The organism is Allorhizobium ampelinum S4 (assembly GCF_000016285.1).
GTDB classification, from domain to species: domain Bacteria; phylum Pseudomonadota; class Alphaproteobacteria; order Rhizobiales; family Rhizobiaceae; genus Allorhizobium; species Allorhizobium ampelinum.
This window is the reverse complement of record NC_011989.1, coordinates 88,173-107,052: the sequence shown is the minus strand read 5'-3', so window position 1 is coordinate 107,052 and position 18,880 is coordinate 88,173. Positions and strand designations below refer to the sequence as shown.

Annotated in this window: 18 protein-coding genes and 1 other RNA gene; 4 read left to right on the top strand and 15 right to left on the bottom strand. The window is 58.5% G+C overall.

The features are described 5' to 3' along the window. Nucleotides 1-72 precede the first annotated feature (72 nt). Together AVI_RS00510 and ffs are read right to left on the bottom strand one after the other, a co-directional pair. The gene (locus AVI_RS00510) at nt 73-1,968 is read right to left on the bottom strand and encodes a DNA polymerase III subunit gamma/tau (RefSeq protein WP_012654589.1); all 1,896 of its coding nucleotides are present in this window, start codon (nt 1,966-1,968) and stop codon (nt 73-75) included. A gap of 71 nt (nt 1,969-2,039) precedes the next feature. After that, nucleotides 2,040-2,136, bottom strand: an RNA gene (ffs, locus tag AVI_RS29210) — signal recognition particle sRNA small type. Nucleotides 2,137-2,271: 135 nt separating this feature from the next. On the opposite strand from ffs, the gene AVI_RS00505 reads away from it, so the two are divergent. The 3 genes from AVI_RS00505 (at nt 2,272) to AVI_RS00495 (ending at nt 5,901) form a co-directional block, all read left to right on the top strand. Beyond that, complete coding sequence (locus tag AVI_RS00505; RefSeq protein WP_041696055.1) at nt 2,272-2,679, top strand: HIT family protein; 408 nt, start codon at nt 2,272-2,274, stop codon at nt 2,677-2,679. Then, nucleotides 2,676-3,641, top strand: a complete 966-nt coding sequence (gene nudC, locus AVI_RS00500; RefSeq protein WP_012654587.1) for an NAD(+) diphosphatase — start codon at nt 2,676-2,678, stop codon at nt 3,639-3,641. Before AVI_RS00505 ends, nudC begins: the two co-directional genes overlap by 4 nt. A gap of 289 nt (nt 3,642-3,930) precedes the next feature. Beyond that, nucleotides 3,931-5,901: a glycoside hydrolase family 3 protein gene (locus tag AVI_RS00495; protein ID WP_012654586.1), complete on the top strand. Its 1,971-nt coding sequence runs from the start codon at nt 3,931-3,933 to the stop codon at nt 5,899-5,901. A gap of 48 nt (nt 5,902-5,949) precedes the next feature. On the opposite strand, the gene AVI_RS00490 is transcribed toward AVI_RS00495, so the two are convergent. Further along, nucleotides 5,950-6,804, bottom strand: a complete 855-nt coding sequence (locus AVI_RS00490; RefSeq protein WP_041696053.1) for a prephenate dehydratase — start codon at nt 6,802-6,804, stop codon at nt 5,950-5,952. A 10-nt stretch (nt 6,805-6,814) separates the two neighbouring features. Further along, entirely contained in the window at nt 6,815-7,564 is a 750-nt protein-coding gene (locus AVI_RS00485; protein ID WP_041696051.1) for a 3-deoxy-manno-octulosonate cytidylyltransferase, read from the bottom strand. Between the two features lie 157 nt (nt 7,565-7,721). Between AVI_RS00485 and AVI_RS00480 the strand changes: the two genes are divergently transcribed. Continuing rightward, nucleotides 7,722-8,279, top strand: a complete 558-nt coding sequence (locus AVI_RS00480) for a c-type cytochrome (RefSeq protein ID WP_012654583.1) — start codon at nt 7,722-7,724, stop codon at nt 8,277-8,279. 153 nt (nt 8,280-8,432) lie between these two features. On the opposite strand, the gene AVI_RS00475 is transcribed toward AVI_RS00480, so the two are convergent. The 11 genes from AVI_RS00475 to AVI_RS00425 all read right to left on the bottom strand — a co-directional run bounded on the left by AVI_RS00475 (nt 8,433) and on the right by AVI_RS00425 (nt 18,722). Then, complete coding sequence (locus AVI_RS00475) at nt 8,433-10,154, bottom strand: ABC transporter substrate-binding protein (protein ID WP_041696048.1); 1,722 nt, start codon at nt 10,152-10,154, stop codon at nt 8,433-8,435. Between the two features lie 45 nt (nt 10,155-10,199). Beyond that, nucleotides 10,200-10,481 (bottom strand): DUF2160 domain-containing protein, encoded by a 282-nt coding sequence (locus AVI_RS00470; RefSeq protein WP_012654581.1) that lies wholly within the window; start codon nt 10,479-10,481, stop codon nt 10,200-10,202. A gap of 13 nt (nt 10,482-10,494) precedes the next feature. Then, nucleotides 10,495-11,307 (bottom strand): carbohydrate ABC transporter permease, encoded by an 813-nt coding sequence (locus AVI_RS00465; protein ID WP_080516937.1) that lies wholly within the window; start codon nt 11,305-11,307, stop codon nt 10,495-10,497. Nucleotides 11,308-11,310: 3 nt separating this feature from the next. Further along, nucleotides 11,311-12,198, bottom strand: a complete 888-nt coding sequence (locus AVI_RS00460; protein WP_012654579.1) for a carbohydrate ABC transporter permease — start codon at nt 12,196-12,198, stop codon at nt 11,311-11,313. Beyond that, a complete protein-coding gene (locus AVI_RS00455) occupies nt 12,195-13,289 on the bottom strand; it encodes an ABC transporter ATP-binding protein (RefSeq protein WP_012654578.1) in 1,095 nt (364 codons plus the stop codon). Before AVI_RS00455 ends, AVI_RS00460 begins: the two co-directional genes overlap by 4 nt. A 3-nt stretch (nt 13,290-13,292) precedes the next feature. Beyond that, the gene (locus AVI_RS00450; RefSeq protein ID WP_012654577.1) at nt 13,293-14,396 is read right to left on the bottom strand and encodes an ABC transporter ATP-binding protein; all 1,104 of its coding nucleotides are present in this window, start codon (nt 14,394-14,396) and stop codon (nt 13,293-13,295) included. Nucleotides 14,397-14,553: 157 nt separating this feature from the next. Then, nucleotides 14,554-16,104: a glycerol-3-phosphate dehydrogenase gene (locus AVI_RS00445; RefSeq protein ID WP_012654576.1), complete on the bottom strand. Its 1,551-nt coding sequence runs from the start codon at nt 16,102-16,104 to the stop codon at nt 14,554-14,556. Between the two features lie 76 nt (nt 16,105-16,180). Further along, nucleotides 16,181-16,951, bottom strand: a complete 771-nt coding sequence (locus AVI_RS00440; protein WP_012654575.1) for a DeoR/GlpR family DNA-binding transcription regulator — start codon at nt 16,949-16,951, stop codon at nt 16,181-16,183. Between the two features lie 83 nt (nt 16,952-17,034). Further along, on the bottom strand, nt 17,035-17,436 hold the full coding sequence (locus AVI_RS00435; protein WP_012654574.1) for a DUF2177 family protein: 402 nt from the start codon (nt 17,434-17,436) through the stop codon (nt 17,035-17,037). Between the two features lie 27 nt (nt 17,437-17,463). Next, the gene (locus AVI_RS00430) at nt 17,464-18,156 is read right to left on the bottom strand and encodes a ChrR family anti-sigma-E factor (protein ID WP_012654573.1); all 693 of its coding nucleotides are present in this window, start codon (nt 18,154-18,156) and stop codon (nt 17,464-17,466) included. Then, entirely contained in the window at nt 18,156-18,722 is a 567-nt protein-coding gene (locus AVI_RS00425) for a sigma-70 family RNA polymerase sigma factor (protein ID WP_041697311.1), read from the bottom strand. The genes AVI_RS00430 and AVI_RS00425 overlap by 1 nt, the downstream gene beginning before the upstream one ends. Nucleotides 18,723-18,880: the final 158 nt, after the last annotated feature.

The following is an 18,880-nucleotide window of genomic DNA, read 5'->3' as shown; positions in this document are numbered from 1 at the left end:
TTGTTCTTGGCTTCGTCTGTCAGACGCGCAGCGGTTTCACGCTTCCGCGACAGATGATAAGCCGGCTAAACTCTAAAACTCGATATCGTCTCCAGGAAGAATATCGCCCTCGGCGGATTCGGCGGCCGCTGGCGGCGGCAGGGCCTCGTCCTCTTCCTCCGTGACGGTTCGGATGCGCACGTCGGTGATTTTCGCACCGGGAAAGCGCGACAGGATCGCCATCACATCCGGATCGGCGGCTGCATCGGTCATCCGCGCTTCGTGATCGCTCTTTTCCTGCTCGGCCAGGGTCTTTTCCCCCGGCTCGCGGCTGAGGATGACCATCCAGCGGATATCGGTCCATTCCTCCAGCCGCTTTTGCAGATCACCAACCAGCGATTTCGGTGCCTCCGGCGGCAGATTAATCTCCAGCCGGCCGTTTTCCAGCTTGACCAGCCGCACATAGGCGCGGGTCAAAGCTTTCAGCTTCGGATCGCGGTTTGCAGTGCAGAGATGGACGATGTCATCCAGCGACCGCACGGGAACCTTGGGCTCGGGCACATCCGGTTGGATCTCAGGTTTTGTCTCCGGGCGGGCGGCAATGTCAGGCGACGGTGATGCCTTGGGAACCACCTGCAAATGCGCGGTCGGCTGGGTCTGGCCTAATGCACGTGGGGCCGGATCGCTCGACGCCCGCGCCACCGCCTGCCCGCCATAGCTGGCCGATGCGCCACCGCCATTACCGCCTCTGGGACTGGTCCCCTGCGGGGCACCCCCGCCATCCTGTGCCATGTCCAGCAGGCGGCGCGCCGCTTCTTCCGGCGACGGCAGATGGGCGGCATGGGCCAGCCGGATCAGCACCATTTCGGCGGCACCGGCCTGACGGGAGGCGTTTTCCACCTCGGGAATGCCCTTGAGCAACATTTGCCAGATGCGCGACAGCGTGGTGACGGCAACGCTCTCGGCGTAGTCCGCCCCCCGCACCCGCTCGACTTCACTCAGCGACGGGTCATTGGCACCATTGGGTACATATTTCAGCCGCGTCACCAGATGGGTAAAATCAGCAAGATCTGTCAGCACCACGCTTGGGCTGGCGCCGGCTTCATATTGGCTGTTGAATTCCGAAAGCGCTGCGGCGACATCGCCGAGCACGATATGGCCAAACAGATCGACCACCCGGGCGCGGTCGGCCAGACCCAGCATGGAGCGCACGGCATCTGCTTCGACCCGCCCTGCCCCATGGGCAATGGCTTGATCGAGCAAGGAAAGTCCGTCACGGGCTGAACCCTCGGCGGCACGGGCGATCATTGCCAGCGCCTCGTCTTCCGCCTCGATATTTTCCTTGGAGAGAATGGTGGAAAACAGCCCGACGAGATCGCCAGCGCTGATGCGGCGCAGATCGAAGCGCTGGCAGCGTGACAGCACCGTGATCGGCACCTTGCGGATTTCAGTGGTGGCGAAGATGAATTTGACGTGTTCCGGCGGCTCTTCCAGTGTCTTCAACAAACCGTTGAAGGCAGCGGTGGAGAGCATATGCACTTCGTCGATAATATAGACCTTGTAGCGGGCCGATACCGGGCGGTAGCGTACCTGCTCGATGATTTCCCTGATGTCGTCGATACCGGTATGGGAGGCGGCATCCATCTCGATCACATCGACATGGCGGCCTTCCATGATCGCCTGGCAATGCTCGCCGGGGATTTTCAGGTCGATGGTCGGGCGGTCAATCTCAGTGGTCTTGTAGTTCAGCGCACGGGCGAGAATGCGGGCGGTCGTGGTCTTGCCGACCCCGCGCACGCCTGTCAGCATATAGGCCTGGGCAATCCGGCCCGTCTCGAACGCATTGGTGAGGGTGCGGACCATCGGCTCCTGGCCGACCATCAGGTCCGTGAAATCCTTGGGGCGATATTTGCGCGCCAGAACCCGGTAAGCACCGGAGGCTTGGCCGGACGCGGGAGCAGCTTGTGCTGTTGGTTCCAGATCGGACATCGCGCTGCCAGTCTCCCCGTTTCGGGCGGGATACGGCCACGCTTGATTAGGACTGGCCATAAACATGAAGGGTGGGAGGCTGGCACGATGACCCGTGCCGCGCTCGTTAGGGCTGCTTCCTTCCGGACCTGACCCGGTTGGCGAGTGGCTCGTCCACCACCAACCTCCCGAGCGACATATCGGCAATTCCGGCGGCAATTGCAAGCCGAGGACCAAAAAAACTGTTCGCCTTTCCGGTAAAAGTGGATATCGGCTTTACGGTCAGGCATGCGTAAAAACAAAATAGCCTTGAGGAGACCGATCTTGGAGCTTTTCCGTCTCGATGAACGGCTGGCGCGCGACAGCCAGTCAATCTTGCAGCTGCCGTTAAGCGACCTGCGCCTGTCCAGGGATAGCCGCTGGCCCTGGCTGATCCTCGTGCCGCGCCGCAATGATGTCGCTGAGATTTTCGAGCTTTCCAAGGACGACCAGATCCAGCTGCTGCACGAACAGGTGCACGTCGGCTCCGCCTTAAAAACCGCGACCGGCGCCACCAAGATCAACATCGCCGCCATTGGCAATGTGGTGCGCCAGCTCCATGTTCATGTCGTTGCCCGCTTTGAAACCGACCCGAACTGGCCTGGGCCGATCTGGGGACATGGGGTGGCAGAGCCCTATTCGGACACAGCCCTTGCGACGATGACAACGACAATTCTGGATGCGCTGACATGACCTCAATTTCCCTGTTTGATATCGATACACCCCATCCAGAGGCAAGCGCCCTCACCGCCTTTTCCGGCAACGGACTGGAGCGCTATGCCGAGCATCGCTCGGAAGAGAGCCTTTCCGAGGCTTTCAAGGCCGAGGGCATGCATGTGCTGGCTTTTGCCGGCAATCGGCTGGTGTTCAAGCATGAAGGACTGGTGCTGGACCCGCTATTTGCGCCTTACGAGCTGACCGCCCTGCGACCGGACCTCGACAATGCCGTGCTTTTGGGTCGCCGCCCCAGCGGCGAGCCGCGCATCGCCGTCCCCGTGACAATCAGCGAGGAGCAGCTTGCCACTGGCTACAAGGCCTTAACAGCGCGCGAGCTGTTTCGTGATCCCAATATTGATGCCGAACTGGTCGGCGAGGCAGCACAGGGCTTCAGTCTCTTGCACTGGAACAGTGAGAACCGCTTCTGCGGCACCTGCGGCAAGCCGATGGAGCCACGGCTTGGCGGCTACAAGCGCGAATGTCCGGCCTGTGGGCGCATGGCCTTTCCGCGCACTGATCCCGTGGTAATCATGATGACAGTGGATGAGGACAACGACCGCTGCCTGCTGGGGCGCGGAGCGCATTTTCCAGAAGGCATGTATTCTTGCCTTGCAGGCTTTGTCGAACCGGCGGAAACCATCGAAAACGCCGTGCGGCGCGAGACCTATGAGGAGGCCGCCATCACCATTGGGCGTGTGCGCTACCACGCCTCCCAGCCCTGGCCGATGCCACATCAACTGATGATCGGCTGCTATGCACAGGCCTTGAGCTTCGAGATTTCCCGCGACGAGAACGAACTGGCCGATTGCCGCTGGTTCAGCCGGGCCGAGTTGCAGGCGATGATCGATCTTGAGACTGAAACGGTAAAGGCCCCCGCGCCCGGCACCATTGCCCATCGGTTGATGAGCGACTGGCTTGACTGGGGCAAGGCTGGTTAAGGTGGTGAATGCTGCGTCTGGAACGGCCTTTAACACCATTTACGCGGAAAACGTGTGAGGCTATGGTAAGCGAATGTGATGTCATCGTCCGATGGGAGGGGTCAGCGGACGATGACGCAAAACATCACGCGCGATAGCCTATTTCGAGGGAGGATATATCTTTGCTTTCAAAACCCAATGCCACGGTGAAACGGCGGGCTGTGCCTCGGTAGGCCCTCCGCTTGGCTTTTCAGCAATCCGTTTTTTGGCCCGTTTTTCGGCGAAAATTCATCAATTCAGGAAATCATCGATGAAAATGTTTAGCTTGGCGTCCTGCGCCATTCTGATGGCGTCTGTTGCCATCGCTCAAAACCAGCCTGTCGTCACCGCCCGTTCCGCCGCGATCCTCACGGTCGATGCAAAGACCTTCAAGGATCTTAACCGCAACGGCCGCCTGGACCCTTATGAGGATTGGCGACGTTCTCCGGCAGAACGGGCAAGTGACCTCGTCAGCCAGATGACCCTCATCGAAAAGGCCGGGTTGATGATGCATGGGACGGCACCAGCTTTGGCGTCCGGATCGGAGGCCGGACAGGGACGCGGCAGCGGTTACGATCTGGAGCGGATCAAGCCCCTGATCAACGACGCCAAGGTTGCCACCTATATTACCCGGCTATCTTTGCCGCCCGAACAGCTGGCCGCAGAAAACAATAAGCTCCAGGAGATTGCCGAGGCCAGCCGGCTTGGCATTCCGCTGACGATCAGTACCGATCCGCGCAACCATTTCCAATATGTGCTGGGCGCTTCGGCCCAGAGCGGTGGTTTCTCCAAATGGCCGGAAAGCCTGGGTTTTGGGGCGCTCGACGACGCGAAACTGACGCGCCAGTTCGGCGATATCGCTCGACAGGAATATCTGGCCGTTGGCATCCAGCAGGCCCTGTCACCGCAAATCGATCTTGCCACGGAACCACGCTGGCCACGCTCGACCGGCACGTTCGGAGAAGATCCGCAGATTTCCAGGCGCATGGCGGAAGCCTATGTCGCAGGTTTCCAGAACGGCACCACGGGCCTGAAACCCGGCAGCGTCAGCGCCGTCGCCAAGCACTGGGTGGGCTATGGCGCAGCACCGCAAGGCTTTGACGGCCATAACTCCTATGGTCGCCACGTGGTTTTTAAGGCCAAGGACTTCGAAAAGCATGTCACCCCCTTCAAGGGTGCCTTTGCCGCCAAGGTGGCGGGCATCATGCCGACCTATTCGATTGTCGATGGCGTGAAGCTTGACGGCAAACCCCTGGAGCCCGTGGCCGCAGGCTATAGCAAGCAATTGCTGACCGATCTGCTGCGTAAGCGCTACAAGTTCGATGGCGTCGTGGTCAGCGACTGGCTGATTACCAATGACTGCAAGGATGAATGCCTGAATGGCGAAAAGCCCGGCGACACGCCGATCATCCGGCCCGATACGTTTGGCATGCCCTGGGGGGTGGAGGATCTCAGCCGCGAGGATCGTTTTGCTAAGGCGGTAAACGCCGGCATCGACCAATTCGGCGGCGTCGCCAATTCCGATATCCTGGTGAAAGCCGTGGAAGACAAGAAAGTCAGCGAAATCAGGATCGATCAGTCTGCCAAGCGGTTGCTGATCCAGAAATTCGAGCAGGGCCTGTTTGAAAACCCCTATGCCGACCCGCAAAAGGCCAAAGCCATCGTTGGCAATGCGGATTTTGTCGCCGAGGGCGAAAAGGCCCAAGCCCGCGCCATGGTTGTTCTGCAAAACAAGGGGAAAATTCTTCCCGTCAAGCCTGGAAAGAAGGTCTATCTTCTCAATGTCGATGCCGCCACTGCCCAGAAGCGCGGCTATCAGGTGGTGACAAAACCAGAAGATGCGGATTTTGCCCTGGTCCGTCTGATGGCACCGTTTGAGCGCTTGCATCCCAACTATTTCTTCGGGGCGCGGCATGAGGAAGGCGACCTATCCTTCAAGCCCGGCAACCCCGATTACGACGCCGTGACCGCCATTGCCGGAAAGACACCGATCATTGCCACGGTGTTTCTGTCACGCCCGAGTATTCTCACCAATTTGAAGGATCAGACAAAGGCGTTGATCGGCAATTTCGGCGCCAGTGACGAGGCGCTGTTCAACGTCATTGAGGGCAAGCAGAAGGCGCGAGGCAAGCTGCCGTTTGAACTGCCGTCTTCCATGCAGGCTGTCGAGGCACAGGCGCCCAGCACACCGCATGATTCGAAAAAGCCGCTCTACAAGATCGGCTATTCGCAGACATATTGAGTGCGCAGAGCAATGGCGGCACCCCGCCGCCATTGTTCCAATCTATGATTAAAACTTGCCGCGCATGGCGTGAGCCTTGTAGACGCCGAGAATGTGGACCTTCTCGGAGAAGAAGCGCAATTCCTCCAGCGCCCGCTTGACCGGCGCATCCTCTGGATGCCCTTCGATATCGGCATAAAACTGGGTGGCGATGAATTTGCCGCCGATCTGGTAGCTTTCCAGCTTGGTCATATTGACCCCATTGGTGGCAAAACCACCCATGGCCTTGTACAGCGCTGCCGGAATATTGCGGACATTGAAAACGAAGGTGGTGATGAAGCTTTCATCCGCAGCCGCCCGCGTCAACGCCATCTCATCGCGCGACAGCACAACGAAGCGGGTGATGTTGTTTTCGGAATCCTCGACATTTTCGGCGAGAATATCCAGCCCATAGAGCGAGGCGGCCAGGCGCGGTGCCAAGGCCGCCATGGAGCGGTCGCCCAGTTCCGCAACCTGCTTGGCAGCCCCTGCCGTATCGCCCGCCACCACGGCCTTCCAGCCATGGCTACGGATGATCTTCCGGCATTGGCCGAGCGCATGGATGTGGCTGTGGACCGTGCGGATCTCCTCGGCCTTCACCCCCGGCAGCACCATGAGCTGAAACCGGATCGGCATGAAATATTCACCGATAATCTTCAGGCGTGACAGCGGCAGCAGATAGTGAATATCGGCGACCCGCCCAGCCAGGGTGTTTTCAATCGGGATCATCGCCAGATCCGCCTCGCCGTTTTCCAACGCCGTGAAAGCGTCCTCGAATGTCGGGCATGGCAAAGGCTCCATATCCGGGAACATATCGCGGCAGGCCATGTCGGAATTGGCGCCATAATCGCCCTGGAAGGAAATTTTGTTGGTGAGCGTGACCACGGGCTTATCCTTATTTTGCAGCCAGAATGGCGCGGGCTTTTTCCAAATCCGCCGCTGTATCGACGCCAAGCGGCACAGTATCGACAATCTCGACATCGATACGCATGCCCGCTTCCAGCGCCCGCAACTGTTCCAGCGATTCGCGCTTTTCCAGCACCGAGGGAGACAGCGCGACGAACCGTTCCAATGCAGCGCGGCGATAGGCGTAGAGGCCGATGTGGTGATAAAGCGGTCCTTTGCCATGCGGGGCGGTGGCGCGGGTAAAATAAAGCGCCCGCAGGCGATTGTCCGACAGCGGCGAGCCGACAACCTTCACCACGTTGGGATTGGTCTTTTCCGCCTCATCCTCGATCTCCACCGTCAGCGTGGCGATATCGACCTGCGGGTCCTCCAGGGGGCGCAAGGCGGCACGAATCGTCTCCGGGTCAATGGTGGGCAGATCACCCTGAACATTGATGATGATTTCGGCCTCGCCTTTCGGATCGACCTTCAGCAGCGCTTCATGGATGCGGTCGGAACCGGATTGATGCTGCTCGCCGGTCATCACGGCTTCAAAACCGGCTGCCGTCACCGTGGCGAACACGTCAGGATGATCCACCGCCACGACGATACGTCCGACATTGGCCTCCGCTGCGCGCTTTGCCACCTGGACGATCATCGGCAGGCCGGCAATGTCAGCCAGGGGCTTACCGGGAAGCCTTGTGGAGGCCATGCGGGCGGGGATGAGAACCAGGGTTTTGAAGCGTGTATGGTCAGACATCGGTATTCGCCTTTGAAAGCAATGGGGGTAAGTGGCAAAACGTCTCAGGGCGGCGGAGCATAATCGGGTTGCAACTGTCAAGCAAAAGTCTTAGCCTTTTCATAGATGGAGGCTTGTCCGATTTCTACTGCGCGGACTGCATGGGGAGCGATAACCAATGAATTCCTACATGAATATGGGAGCAGGCGCACTGCTTGGTACGATCTTCGTACTGATGTCAGTGTCCATTGCGTCGGAGGGGATTTTCCACGCGCCGACCCCCGAAAAGGAAGGCTATGCCATCGTGGCTGCCGAAGCGCCTGCCGCTGGCGGCGCGGAAGGTGCGGCACCAGCCGCAGCCGACAAGCCGATTGCGGAACTGCTGGCATCGGCAGACGTCAAGGCTGGCGAGGCCATTTTCAAGAAATGCACAGCCTGTCATAGCGTCGACAAGGGCGGAGCCAACAAGGTTGGACCCAACCTTTGGGGCGTTGTCGACCGGCCCGTCGCCAGCCATGAAGGCTTTGCCTATTCCGCCGGTATGAAGGATTTCTCCAAAGGCAGCTCCGAGCACTGGACCTTTGAAAACCTCAACCACTTCCTGACCGCGCCAAAGAAATTCGTGGCGGGTACGGCGATGGGCTTTGCCGGTATTCCCAAGGAACAGGACCGCGCCAACCTGCTGGTGTATCTTCACAACCAGTCCGACAATCCGGTGGCGTTACCGACCAATTGATCGACCGCTGTCGTAAACGCGGCAGGGGAAAAGCATGATATAGATAAAACGCCCGGCAACATTGCCGGGCGTTTTTTGTACCGTATTTTGCTGCGGTGAAGAACATTTCCGATGCCGCGCATCATGATGCGCGGCATCGATCATTGATGTTTCTTACTTCTGCCAGCTCTTCACCAATTCGTCGTAATTGATGGTGATCGGCTTTTCCTTTTCGTTAGCCAGCTTGGGCTGCGGCGCAAGGCTGCCGTGGTCCTTGGCGTATTTTTCCCAATAGGCGGCGTCCTTCGGCTCGTTCAGCTTGGGGCCGAATTCGCCCTGCACCTTGGCGCGTTCCAGACGGGAGAGAATGCCGTCCTGCGCCTTGCACAAGGCATCCATGGCTTCCTGCGGGGTCTTGGCACCGGCTGCCGCATCGCCAATATTCTGCCACCACAATTGCGCCAGCTTCGGATAATCAGGCACATTGGTTCCGGTTGGCGTCCATTGGACGCGGGCAGGCGACCTGTAGAATTCCACCAGACCACCGAGTTTCGGGGCGCGGTCGGTGAAGGTCTTGTCCATGATGGACGACTGACGGATGAAAGTCAGACCGGTCTGGCTTTTCTTCACGTCAACAGTTTTCGAGGTGACGAACTGGGCATAGAGCCAGGCAGCCTTGGCGCGATCCGTGGGCGTGGATTTCATCAGCGTCCAGGAGCCGACATCCTGATAGCCGAGCTTCTGGCCTTCATGCCAGTAGGAACCATGCGGCGATGGTGCCACACGCCATTTCGGCGTGCCGTCGTCATTGACCACAGGCAAACCGGGCTTGGCCATATCGGCGGTAAAGGCCGTGTACCAGAAGATCTGCTGGGCGATATTGCCCTGGGCGGGAACCGGGCCGGATTCGGAGAAGGTCATGCCCTGCGCTTCTGGCGGGGTATATTTCTTCAACCATTCCAGATATTTGGTGACGGCATAGACCGAGGCCGCCCCATTGGTATCCCCACCGCGATCGACGCAGGAACCGGTCGGCTGGTCCTTGTCGTTGACACGGATGCCCCATTCGTCGACGGGCTTACCATTCGGCAGACCTTTGTCGCCATTACCGGCCATCGACAGCCAGGCATCGGTAAAGCGCCAACCGAGCGAGGGGTCCTTCTTGCCATAGTCCATGCTGCCATAGACTTTCTTGCCGCCAATCTCGCGTCCGGTGAAGAATTTGGCAATATCCTCATAGGCCGACCAGTTGACCGGCACACCCAGCTCGTAACCGTATTCCTTCTTGAACTCTTCCTTGATCTTCGGGTCGTTGAACCAATCGTAGCGGAACCAGTAGAGGTTGGCGAATTGCTGGTCGGGAAGCTGGTAGAGCTTGCCATCCGGGGCTGTCGTGAAGGACAGGCCGATATAATCCTTCAAATCCAGCATCGGATCGGTGACATCCTTGCCCTCGCCCGTCATCCAGTCCGTCAGGTTGCGGACCTGACCATAGCGCCAATGGGTGCCGATGAAGTCGGAATCGTTGACCCAGCCGTCATAGAGGTTCTGGCCGGTCTGCATCTGGGTCTGGATCTTCTCGACGACATCACCCTCCTGAATGACGTCGTGAGTAAGCTTGATGCCGGTGATCTTGCTGAACCACGGCGCCAGCACCTTGGATTCGTAGGCATGGGTGGTCAGCGATTCGGAAACGACATGGATTTCCATGCCCGAAAAGGGCTTGGCAGCATCCACATACCATTGCATCTGCTTTTCCTGATCCGCCCGCGACAGCGAGGATTCCCCCTTGATCTCCTCATCGAGAAATTGCTTGGCCTCATCCATACCGGCATAGGCAGCACCAGTCATGGCCAGCAGCATCGCCGCCGTTGTCGTCATTAAGTGCTTTCGCATCATGTCCTCCCAGAGTTTGCGATTGCATGCGTATTTACTGGGCTTTTAAACCGTCCGGAACACGCCGATGGCGTAGATGACCGAAAGGCCGAGAGCCCACCACAGGCTGAGACTGGATAGCCCCAACCATGCGAGATGAATGAAGGCGGAGCCGAGCAGGGACACGAACAGCCTGTCGCCGCGTGTCGTCTCGAACCGCAGAATGCCGACGCGGGGACTGCCGCCGGGCGAAACATATTCCCAGACCGACAGGGCGATCAGCAGGGCGAGAATGGTGATGAAGAACAGCGCCGTGGGCGTGGTCCAGGCCATCCATGACAGGTTCATCGTGTCCTCCTCCTCAGACGCGGCCCAGGGCAAAGCCCTTGGCGATATAATTGCGGACAAAATAGATCACCACGGCACCGGGAATCAGCGTCAGCACACCGGCTGCGGCCAGCAGGCCCCAATCGACGCCGGATGCTGACACCGTGCGGGTCATCACGGCCGCAATCGGCTTGGCATCGACAGTGGTCAGCGTGCGGGCGATCAGCAGCTCCACCCATGAGAACATGAAGCAGAAGAAGGCCGCGACCCCGATGCCGGAAGCAATCAGCGGTATGAAGATCTTCACGAAAAAGCGGGGAAATGAATAGCCGTCGATATAAGCCGTTTCATCGATTTCCTTGGGGATACCGGACATGAAACCTTCCAAAATCCACACCGCCAGCGGCACGTTGAACAGGCAATGGGCCAGCGCCACCGCAATATGCGTGTCGATCATGTCAAAGGCCGAATAGAGCTGGAAAAACGGCAGGGCAAACACGGCGGGTGGTGCCATGCGGTTGGTCAGCAGCCAAAAGAACAGGTGCTTGTCGCCCAGAAACCGGTAGCGCGAGAAGGCATAGGCAGCCGGAAGCGCGCAGGCGACCGAAATTACCATATTCTGCACCACATAGATGATCGAGTTGATATAACCCGAATACCAGGACCGGTCGGTGAAAATCGTGATGTAATTCTTCAGCGTCGGCTCATGCGGATAGAGCGTCAGGGAACTGAGGATTTCCTGATTGCTCTTGAAGCTCATGTTGACGAGCCAGTAGATCGGCAGCAACAGAAACAAAATGTAGAGACTGACGATCAGGACGGAGCGAAGGGACCGGCTGTTGTTCATGGCTTAGTCTCCCTTCGGTGCTGACGCACTCTGGGCGTCACTATGGGTCATGACAGTGTAGAAGACCCAGGACAGCAGCAGAATGATCAGGAAGTAGATGATCGACATCGCTGCCGCAGGTCCGAGATCGAACTGGCCGAGCGCCATTTTCACCAGATCGATCGACAGGAAGGTGGTGGAATTGCCCGGACCGCCGCCGGTGACGACGAAAGGCTCGGTATAGATCATGAAACTGTCCATGAAGCGCAGCAGCACGGCGATCAGCAGCACCTGTTTCATCTTTGGCAGCTGGATATAGCGAAACACCGACCAGCGCGAGGCGCCATCAATCCGGGCCGCCTGGTAATAGGCATCCGGGATCGACACCAGACCGGCATAGCACAGCAGCACAACAAGGCTGGTCCAATGCCAGACATCCATGACGACGATGGTCGCCCAGGCATCGAATGGATTCGCCACATAATTATAATCGAGACCAACGGCGTTGAGGGTATAGCCGAGCAGGCCAATATCGCTGCGTCCGAACACCTGCCAGATGGTGCCGACCACATTCCACGGGATCAACAACGGCAGGGCCATCAGCACCAGGCAGACCGGCACACCGAGCCCGGTCTTCGGCATGTTCAGCGCGATCAGGATGCCAAGCGGCACTTCGATGGCGAGAATGATCATCGAGAAGATCAGGTTACGCCACAGCGCATCCCAGAACCGTTCCGATTGCAGCGTCTGGGTAAACCAATCGGAACCGGCCCAGAAGAAGTCGTTATTGCCGAACGTGTCCTGCACCGAATAGTTCACCACGGTCATCAGCGGAATGACAGCGGAAAAAGCCACCAGCAGCAGCACGGGCAGCACCAGAAACCAGGCCTTGTTGTTCCAGGTCTTGTTCATGGCCTTACACCTCCCAATCCGGCACCGGCGAAATCGACCCGCCAGGAATTTGCGTAGATGTTGATGGCGGTCGGATCGAAGCTAACCTTTGGCTCAGCGGGAATATCGGCATCCTCCCGCAGCACGATAGAAATCGGCTGGTCGGCAAAACGGGCGCGCACGATTTTCTGGCGTCCGATATCCTCGACTTTGGAAATCTGCACCGGCATGCCCTCGCGGCCAAGGCGAATGAATTCCGGGCGAATGCCAAGCTCGGTAAGGGCTTCCCCGGGAATGACCGGACGGCCCGGAAGAGCGACCCGCTCACCGCCGATCATCGCGGTATCGCCATCGATACCGGCGGCCAGCACGTTCATGCCCGGCGAGCCGATGAAATAACCGACGAATGTATGTTTAGGCCGGTCGAACAACTCGGCTGGCGTACCGATCTGGACGATTTGCCCGTCATACATCACCACCACCTTGTCGGCGAAGGTCAGGGCCTCGGTCTGGTCATGGGTGACATAGACCATGGTATAGGCGAATTCCCGGTGCAATTGCTTGAGTTGGGCGCGCAGCATCCATTTCATATGCGGATCGATCACCGTCAGCGGCTCGTCGAACAGGATGGCATTGACATCGGAGCGCACCAATCCGCGACCAAGTGAAATCTTCTGCTTCTGGTCGGCGGTCAGACCCTGCGCCTTGCGCTTGGCCCAGGCTTCGAGGTCGATCATCTTCAGGATGGTGCGCACCCTGGCATCGACTTCCACCTCCGGCACACGCCGATTTCTGAGCGGAAAGGCCAGATTGTCGTAAACCGTCATGGTGTCGTAGACGACGGGAAACTGGAACACCTGGGCAATGTTGCGCGCCTCGGTGGACAAGTGCGTCACATCCTTATCGCCAAACAGGATGCGCCCATCCGAAGGCTGCAACAGGCCGGACATGATGTTGAGCAAGGTGGTCTTGCCACAGCCGGAGGGACCGAGCAGCGCATAGGCACCGCCATCGTCAAACTCGTGATGCACTTCCTTCAGCGCATAGAGCGGATTGGCCAGCCCCTTCGGGCCATAGGCGTGGCGGATATGATCGAGGGAAATTCGGGCCATGGTCTATTCCCCCTGCGCTTCAAGCTGTCCGGCCAGATATTCGGCAAGCGCCCGGCCACTGGCATCGAAGGCCATCAGGTGACGGGTATCGAGATGGACCTGCACGTCGCGGCCCGGTTCGATATCGTGAATGCCATGCTCCAGCATCACCCAGCGCTCCCCGGCATAGTCGAGATGAATATAGCTTTCCGAGCCGGAAATTTCCGAGATCATCGAGCGGGCTACCAAAGGAGCGACCCCTTCACTCGACGAGGCTCCTGCCAGCGACAGGTGATGCGGGTGAAAGCCCAGCGTCAACGGCTCCTCCGGCACATGCGCAAGGTGCCGGGGCACGGTCAGAACCGGAATACCGCCGATCATGAAATGCCCTTCCCGCCGGATGGCCTGAACAGTGTTCAACGGCGGATCAGCAAAGGTACGGGCGGTTTTCAGGTCCGCCGGGCGGCGATAAACGTCGATGGTCGGGCCATATTGCGTGACGCGGCCTTCCGACAGCGTGGCGGTATGGCCACCCAGAAGCAGGGCTTCCGACGGCTCCGTCGTCGCATAGACGAAAATTGCGCCCAGTTCGGCAAAGATCTTCGGCAGTTCCTCGCGCAATTCCTCACGCAGTTTATAGTCCAGATTGGCCAGCGGCTCATCCAGCAGCACCAGGCTTGCCTGCTTGACGATGGCGCGGGCCAGCGCCGTGCGCTGCTGCTGGCCGCCGGACAGGTTGAGCGGCGTGCGCTCCAGATAGGGTGTCAGCTTCAAAAGCTCGGCGGCTTTTTTCACTTCGCGGTCTATGGTGGCCCTATCGACCTTGCGCACCCTGAGCGGCGAGGCGATGTTTTCATAGACGCTGAGGGCCGGATAATTGATGAATTGCTGGTAGACCATGGCAACCGACCGGTCCTGCACCCGCAACCCGGTGACGTCCTTGCCATCAAACAGCAGGGAACCTGACGTCGGTTTGTCCAGCCCGGCCATCAGCCGCATCAACGATGTCTTGCCCGACAGGGTCGGCCCAAGCAGAACGTTCAGCGACCCGCGTTGCAGGGTCAGGTTGACGGGATGAATGTGAACATCCCCCGCCACCACCTTGGACAGGTTTCGCAATTCCAGCATTGTGCGTCAGGCCTCCTCCGCCCGCCGACAATGACAACGGTCTGCGTCGGAACCGACACATCCATCCGCTATCATTCTTGCATTTGCCGCGCTCAAAACCTTTGACCGACTCGGTCCAGGTCCTTATGCGGGCACTCCCTCTTGCGCGCTTGGCCTGTCAGGCCGCCCGCGCCTCCTCGATATAGTCTTCCAGCACCTGTGCCTGTTCGACACTGAGGAACAGGCCCTGCTTGGTGCGGCGCCAGAGAATATCCTCCGCTGTTGCCGCCCATTCCCGAGCAATCAGCCAGTCCACCTCTGCCTGATACAGGGTTCCCCCGAAATAGTGCCCCAGCCCCTCCAGGCTTTTGGCACCATTGATGATCGTCGTGGCAAACGTGCCATAGCACCGCACGAGCCGACGCGCGCAACGGTCCTCCAGGAATGGAAATACTTTTTTCAGCCTCTCCACTTCCGCCAGATAGCCGGTTGCCGGAAAATCACCGCCCGGCAAATGGCTTGTCGCGGTCCAGGGCTTGCCCTTGACGCCGATGGCCTCGCCGATCTTTTCCAATGCATGTTCACCCAGACGCCGATAGGTGGTCAGCTTGCCGCCGAATACGTTAAGCAGCGGCGCGGCCTTTTCCGGCGTTTCCAGTTTCAGCACGTAATCGCGGGTGGCCTCCTGCGCTTTGGAAGCACCGTCATCGTAGAGTGGCCGCACGGCGGAATAGGACCAGACAATGTCCTCAGGCCGGACCGGCTCGGCAAAATATTCGCTGGCGGCATCGCAAAGATAGGAGATCTCGGCGCTGGAAATCTTCACATCCTTCGGATCACCTTGATAATCCTGATCGGTCGTGCCGATCAGGGTGAAATCCGTCTCATAGGGAATGGCGAAGATGATACGGTTGTCCGGATTTTGGAAGAAATAGGCACGGGGATCATCGAATTTCTTCTTTACCACGATATGGCTGCCCTGCACCAGCCGCACGTTGTGAACATTGTTTCTGCCGACCGCATTGGATAGCACGCTATCGACCCATGGGCCGCCTGCATTGACCAGCATCCGCGCCTTGTAGGTGCTGCGTGCGCGGCTGGCGCGGTCCTCGACCTCGATGATCCAGAGATCGCCATCCCGGTGCGCGCCAATGACGCGGTTGCGGCTGAGGATTGTGGCGCCACGATCCGCAGCATCGCGGGCATTCAGCACGACGAAACGGGCATCATCGACCCAGCCATCCGAATATTCAAAGGCGCGGGTAAACAGAGGCTTCAGCGGCTTGCCCGCCTTGTCCTTGCGCATATTCAATGTTTTGGTGGCGGGCAGTAATTTACGGCCACCCAGATGATCGTAGAGAAACAGGCCCAGCCGGATCAGCCAGGCGGGACGAATGCCGCCCTTGTGGAACGGCAGCACGAAACGCATCGGCCAGATGATATGTGGCGCCATGGCCCAGAGTACTTCACGCTCCATCAGCGCTTCGCGCACCAGCCGAAATTCATAATGTTCAAGATAGCGCAAGCCGCCGTGAATGAGCTTGGTGGCACCCGAAGAGGTGCCTGACGCGAAATCATTCATTTCCGCCAGCGCAACGGTATAGCCCCGCCCGACAGCATCACGGGCAATGCCGCAGCCGTTAATGCCACCACCAATAACGAATATGTCGAAGACAGGATCGCCGGACACGTTTCTCTCCCTTTCGCAATGCAGCATTACAGTGCGCATGCGAAACTGGATATAGCTAAAACGAACTTAAAACGAATGTCAAACGAAAGTTTAGCAGTTCCTATTCAGTAGACCGCTATGCGGCCCTGAATGCCTCGATCAACCGCACATCATGCTCACGGCAAATAGCGGCAAGGCCTTCGATATCGCAGACGTCAGTGATGAACGTGTGAACCTGGCTGAGATGGCCGATCCGCACCGGGGCGGCGCGCTCGAATTTGGAGGAATCAGCCACTAGAATCACGTGCCGGGCATTGGCGATAATCGCCTGCGCCACCTTCACCTCCCGATAGTCATAGTCCAGCAATGCGCCGTCAGGGTCGATAGCCGAAGCGCCGATCACCGCATAATCCACCTTGAACTGGCGGATGAAATCGACCGCCGCTTCCCCGACAATACCGCCATCGGAGCCACGCACGACGCCACCAGCGATCACCACCTCAATGCCTGGAAAGACCCGCAGGCGATTGGCAACGTTGATATTATTGGTAATGACCATCAGGTCCTTATGATCAAGCAATGCTTCGCCCACCGCCTCAGTCGTCGTGCCGATATTGATGAACAGCGATGCATTGTTGGGGATCAATTCGGCAGCAGCACGGCCAATCGCCTGCTTTTCCGGCGCGGCCATTGAGCGGCGCGCTTCATAGCGAACGTTTTCGGCACCGCTTGGAAAGATCGCCCCTCCATGGACCCGCGTCAGCCGGCGCGTTTCGCAGAGATCGTTGAGATCCTTGCGAATGGTTTGCGGCGTCACTGAAAAGCGAACCGCCAGATCATCCACCTGCACCCGGCCTTCCGCCTTGGCGATGTCGAGAATGTCGGATTGCCGGGCAGACAGAAACATGCACCCCTCCCCGTTTTCGTTTTTCTTTCATCATAATCCAAAACGAAAGCGGTGCAATGCGCCTGACGTCTCACGTGAAACGTTTATACGAACCGGCTGGTAATCAGATAGCCAATCCCGGCTGCGGTGGCGGTCAGTACCGTGCCCCAGGCCATGTCGACCAGACTGAGCGTCAGTGACCAGGATTTCAAGGTGGCCAGATTGGTCATGTCATAGGTGCCATAGGCGATCAGCCCCAGAAGGGCACCGCTGACCAGAGCCGTTAACAGGCTGCCGCTTTGCAGGGCTGGACCGACCGCAAAATAAACAATGCCGACGATATAAAATAGATAGAACAGGCCCGCAGCGGTGAAATTGGGCTGATCCCGCATCATATCACCGATGCGGGACTTGTAAAAACCCAGCGCAATTTTGCTAAGCCAGAGGAAATCCAAGGTGAAAAACACCGCAGCCGTGGCACAATAGGCAATTGCATAGCTGCGCATCAGGTCTCATTCCTTTTACAGTGTCGGCTATATACCGAGGATCGGTTGAAATAGCCGGACAAGTCGGCTCTTAAACCGCAGGGGGGCGTCAGTCACAGCCAGGCAGATGCAATCTTCGCCGTCTTCAGCAATAGGCTGATGTTCCAACTGCTCATCTGCTTCCTCCAGATCGCCACGGGCAAACCGCCCCTGTCCATCGTGGAAGCTGCCTTTCAGCACCAGTGTCAGTTCGCGACCGCCATGGCTATGTTCCGGCACCGGCTTTCCGGCCGGAATGCGCAGCAGACGCACGCTGGTTTCACCATCGCGGGTCTTGATCGGAATGTGATAGGCGCCGCGCCCAAGCGACTTCCATTTCAAACCATCAAGATCCTGCCCCAGATAGGAGCGAAGCGGTTCCGGCAGGATCGCATCGCGCTGACGGCGGGTGGCGTCCGGCGACGCCTCAACCCGGCTGACGGTGCTTTCCCTTGACCGTTCGCCGGAGGCAGTCAGCCTTGCTCGCATATCTTGCCAGGAGCGGTCGACGCTGAGATCGGCATCAACAGGTTTCTCGGCCTCCAACAATGCCCCGGCAGTAACCTCCATGGTCGCAAGGCGCCGGCGACAATCGGGACACAAGGCGAGATGGGTGGCAATGGCGATGCCCCAGCCTTCGGCAAGGCTGCCATTGGCGTAATCGAGCAGCAATTCATCGCTGACATGATGGTGAACAGTCATCAGCGATCCTCCTCTGAGCGGTCTTCAAGGGTGGCACGAAGCTTGGCAAAGGCCATGCGGATTCTCGACTTCACCGTGCCGAGCGGCAGATTGAATTCTTTGGCAAGCGCGCTGTGCGGAATTTCGTGAAAGAAGGACCGTTGCAACAGTTCCAACTGCTCCTGCGGCAATTGTCCCATGGCCTTGTGCAGCCTTTCCGCATCCTGGCGGTTTTCCAGATCCTTGTCGGCTGGCATCACCTCGTCAGGCACGAAGGCCGGGTCGTTCGGGTCGAATTCCGGCCGGTTCTGCTTGCGATAGGCCGAAACCCGCAGATTTCTGGCAATGGTAAAGATCCAGGCGGAGACATTGCCCCGGGTCGGATCGAATAATGCGGCCTTGTTCCAGACCACCATCATGGTTTCCTGCATCAATTCCTCTGCCGCCTGCTGGTCACGCGCCTGGCGAGCCATATAGGCCTTTACGCGCGGACCGTAATGGCGGAACAATGTTTCGAATGCTTCCACATCCCGTTCGCGAGCAACGGCTGCGAGCATGGAAGACATGTCTTCGGTTTCAGCCTTCATAATCATCCCGTTTGCGCCAGAAGGCACGGATCTCCCACCCAACCGGCTGCGCCTGAAAAGGCGCGGGGCCGTCACTCTCTTATTGTGGCATTCCAGAGCCGCTTGGGAAATGATTATTGTCATGGGGCTTTCTACGCCTTCTTGCGAAAACTGGATCA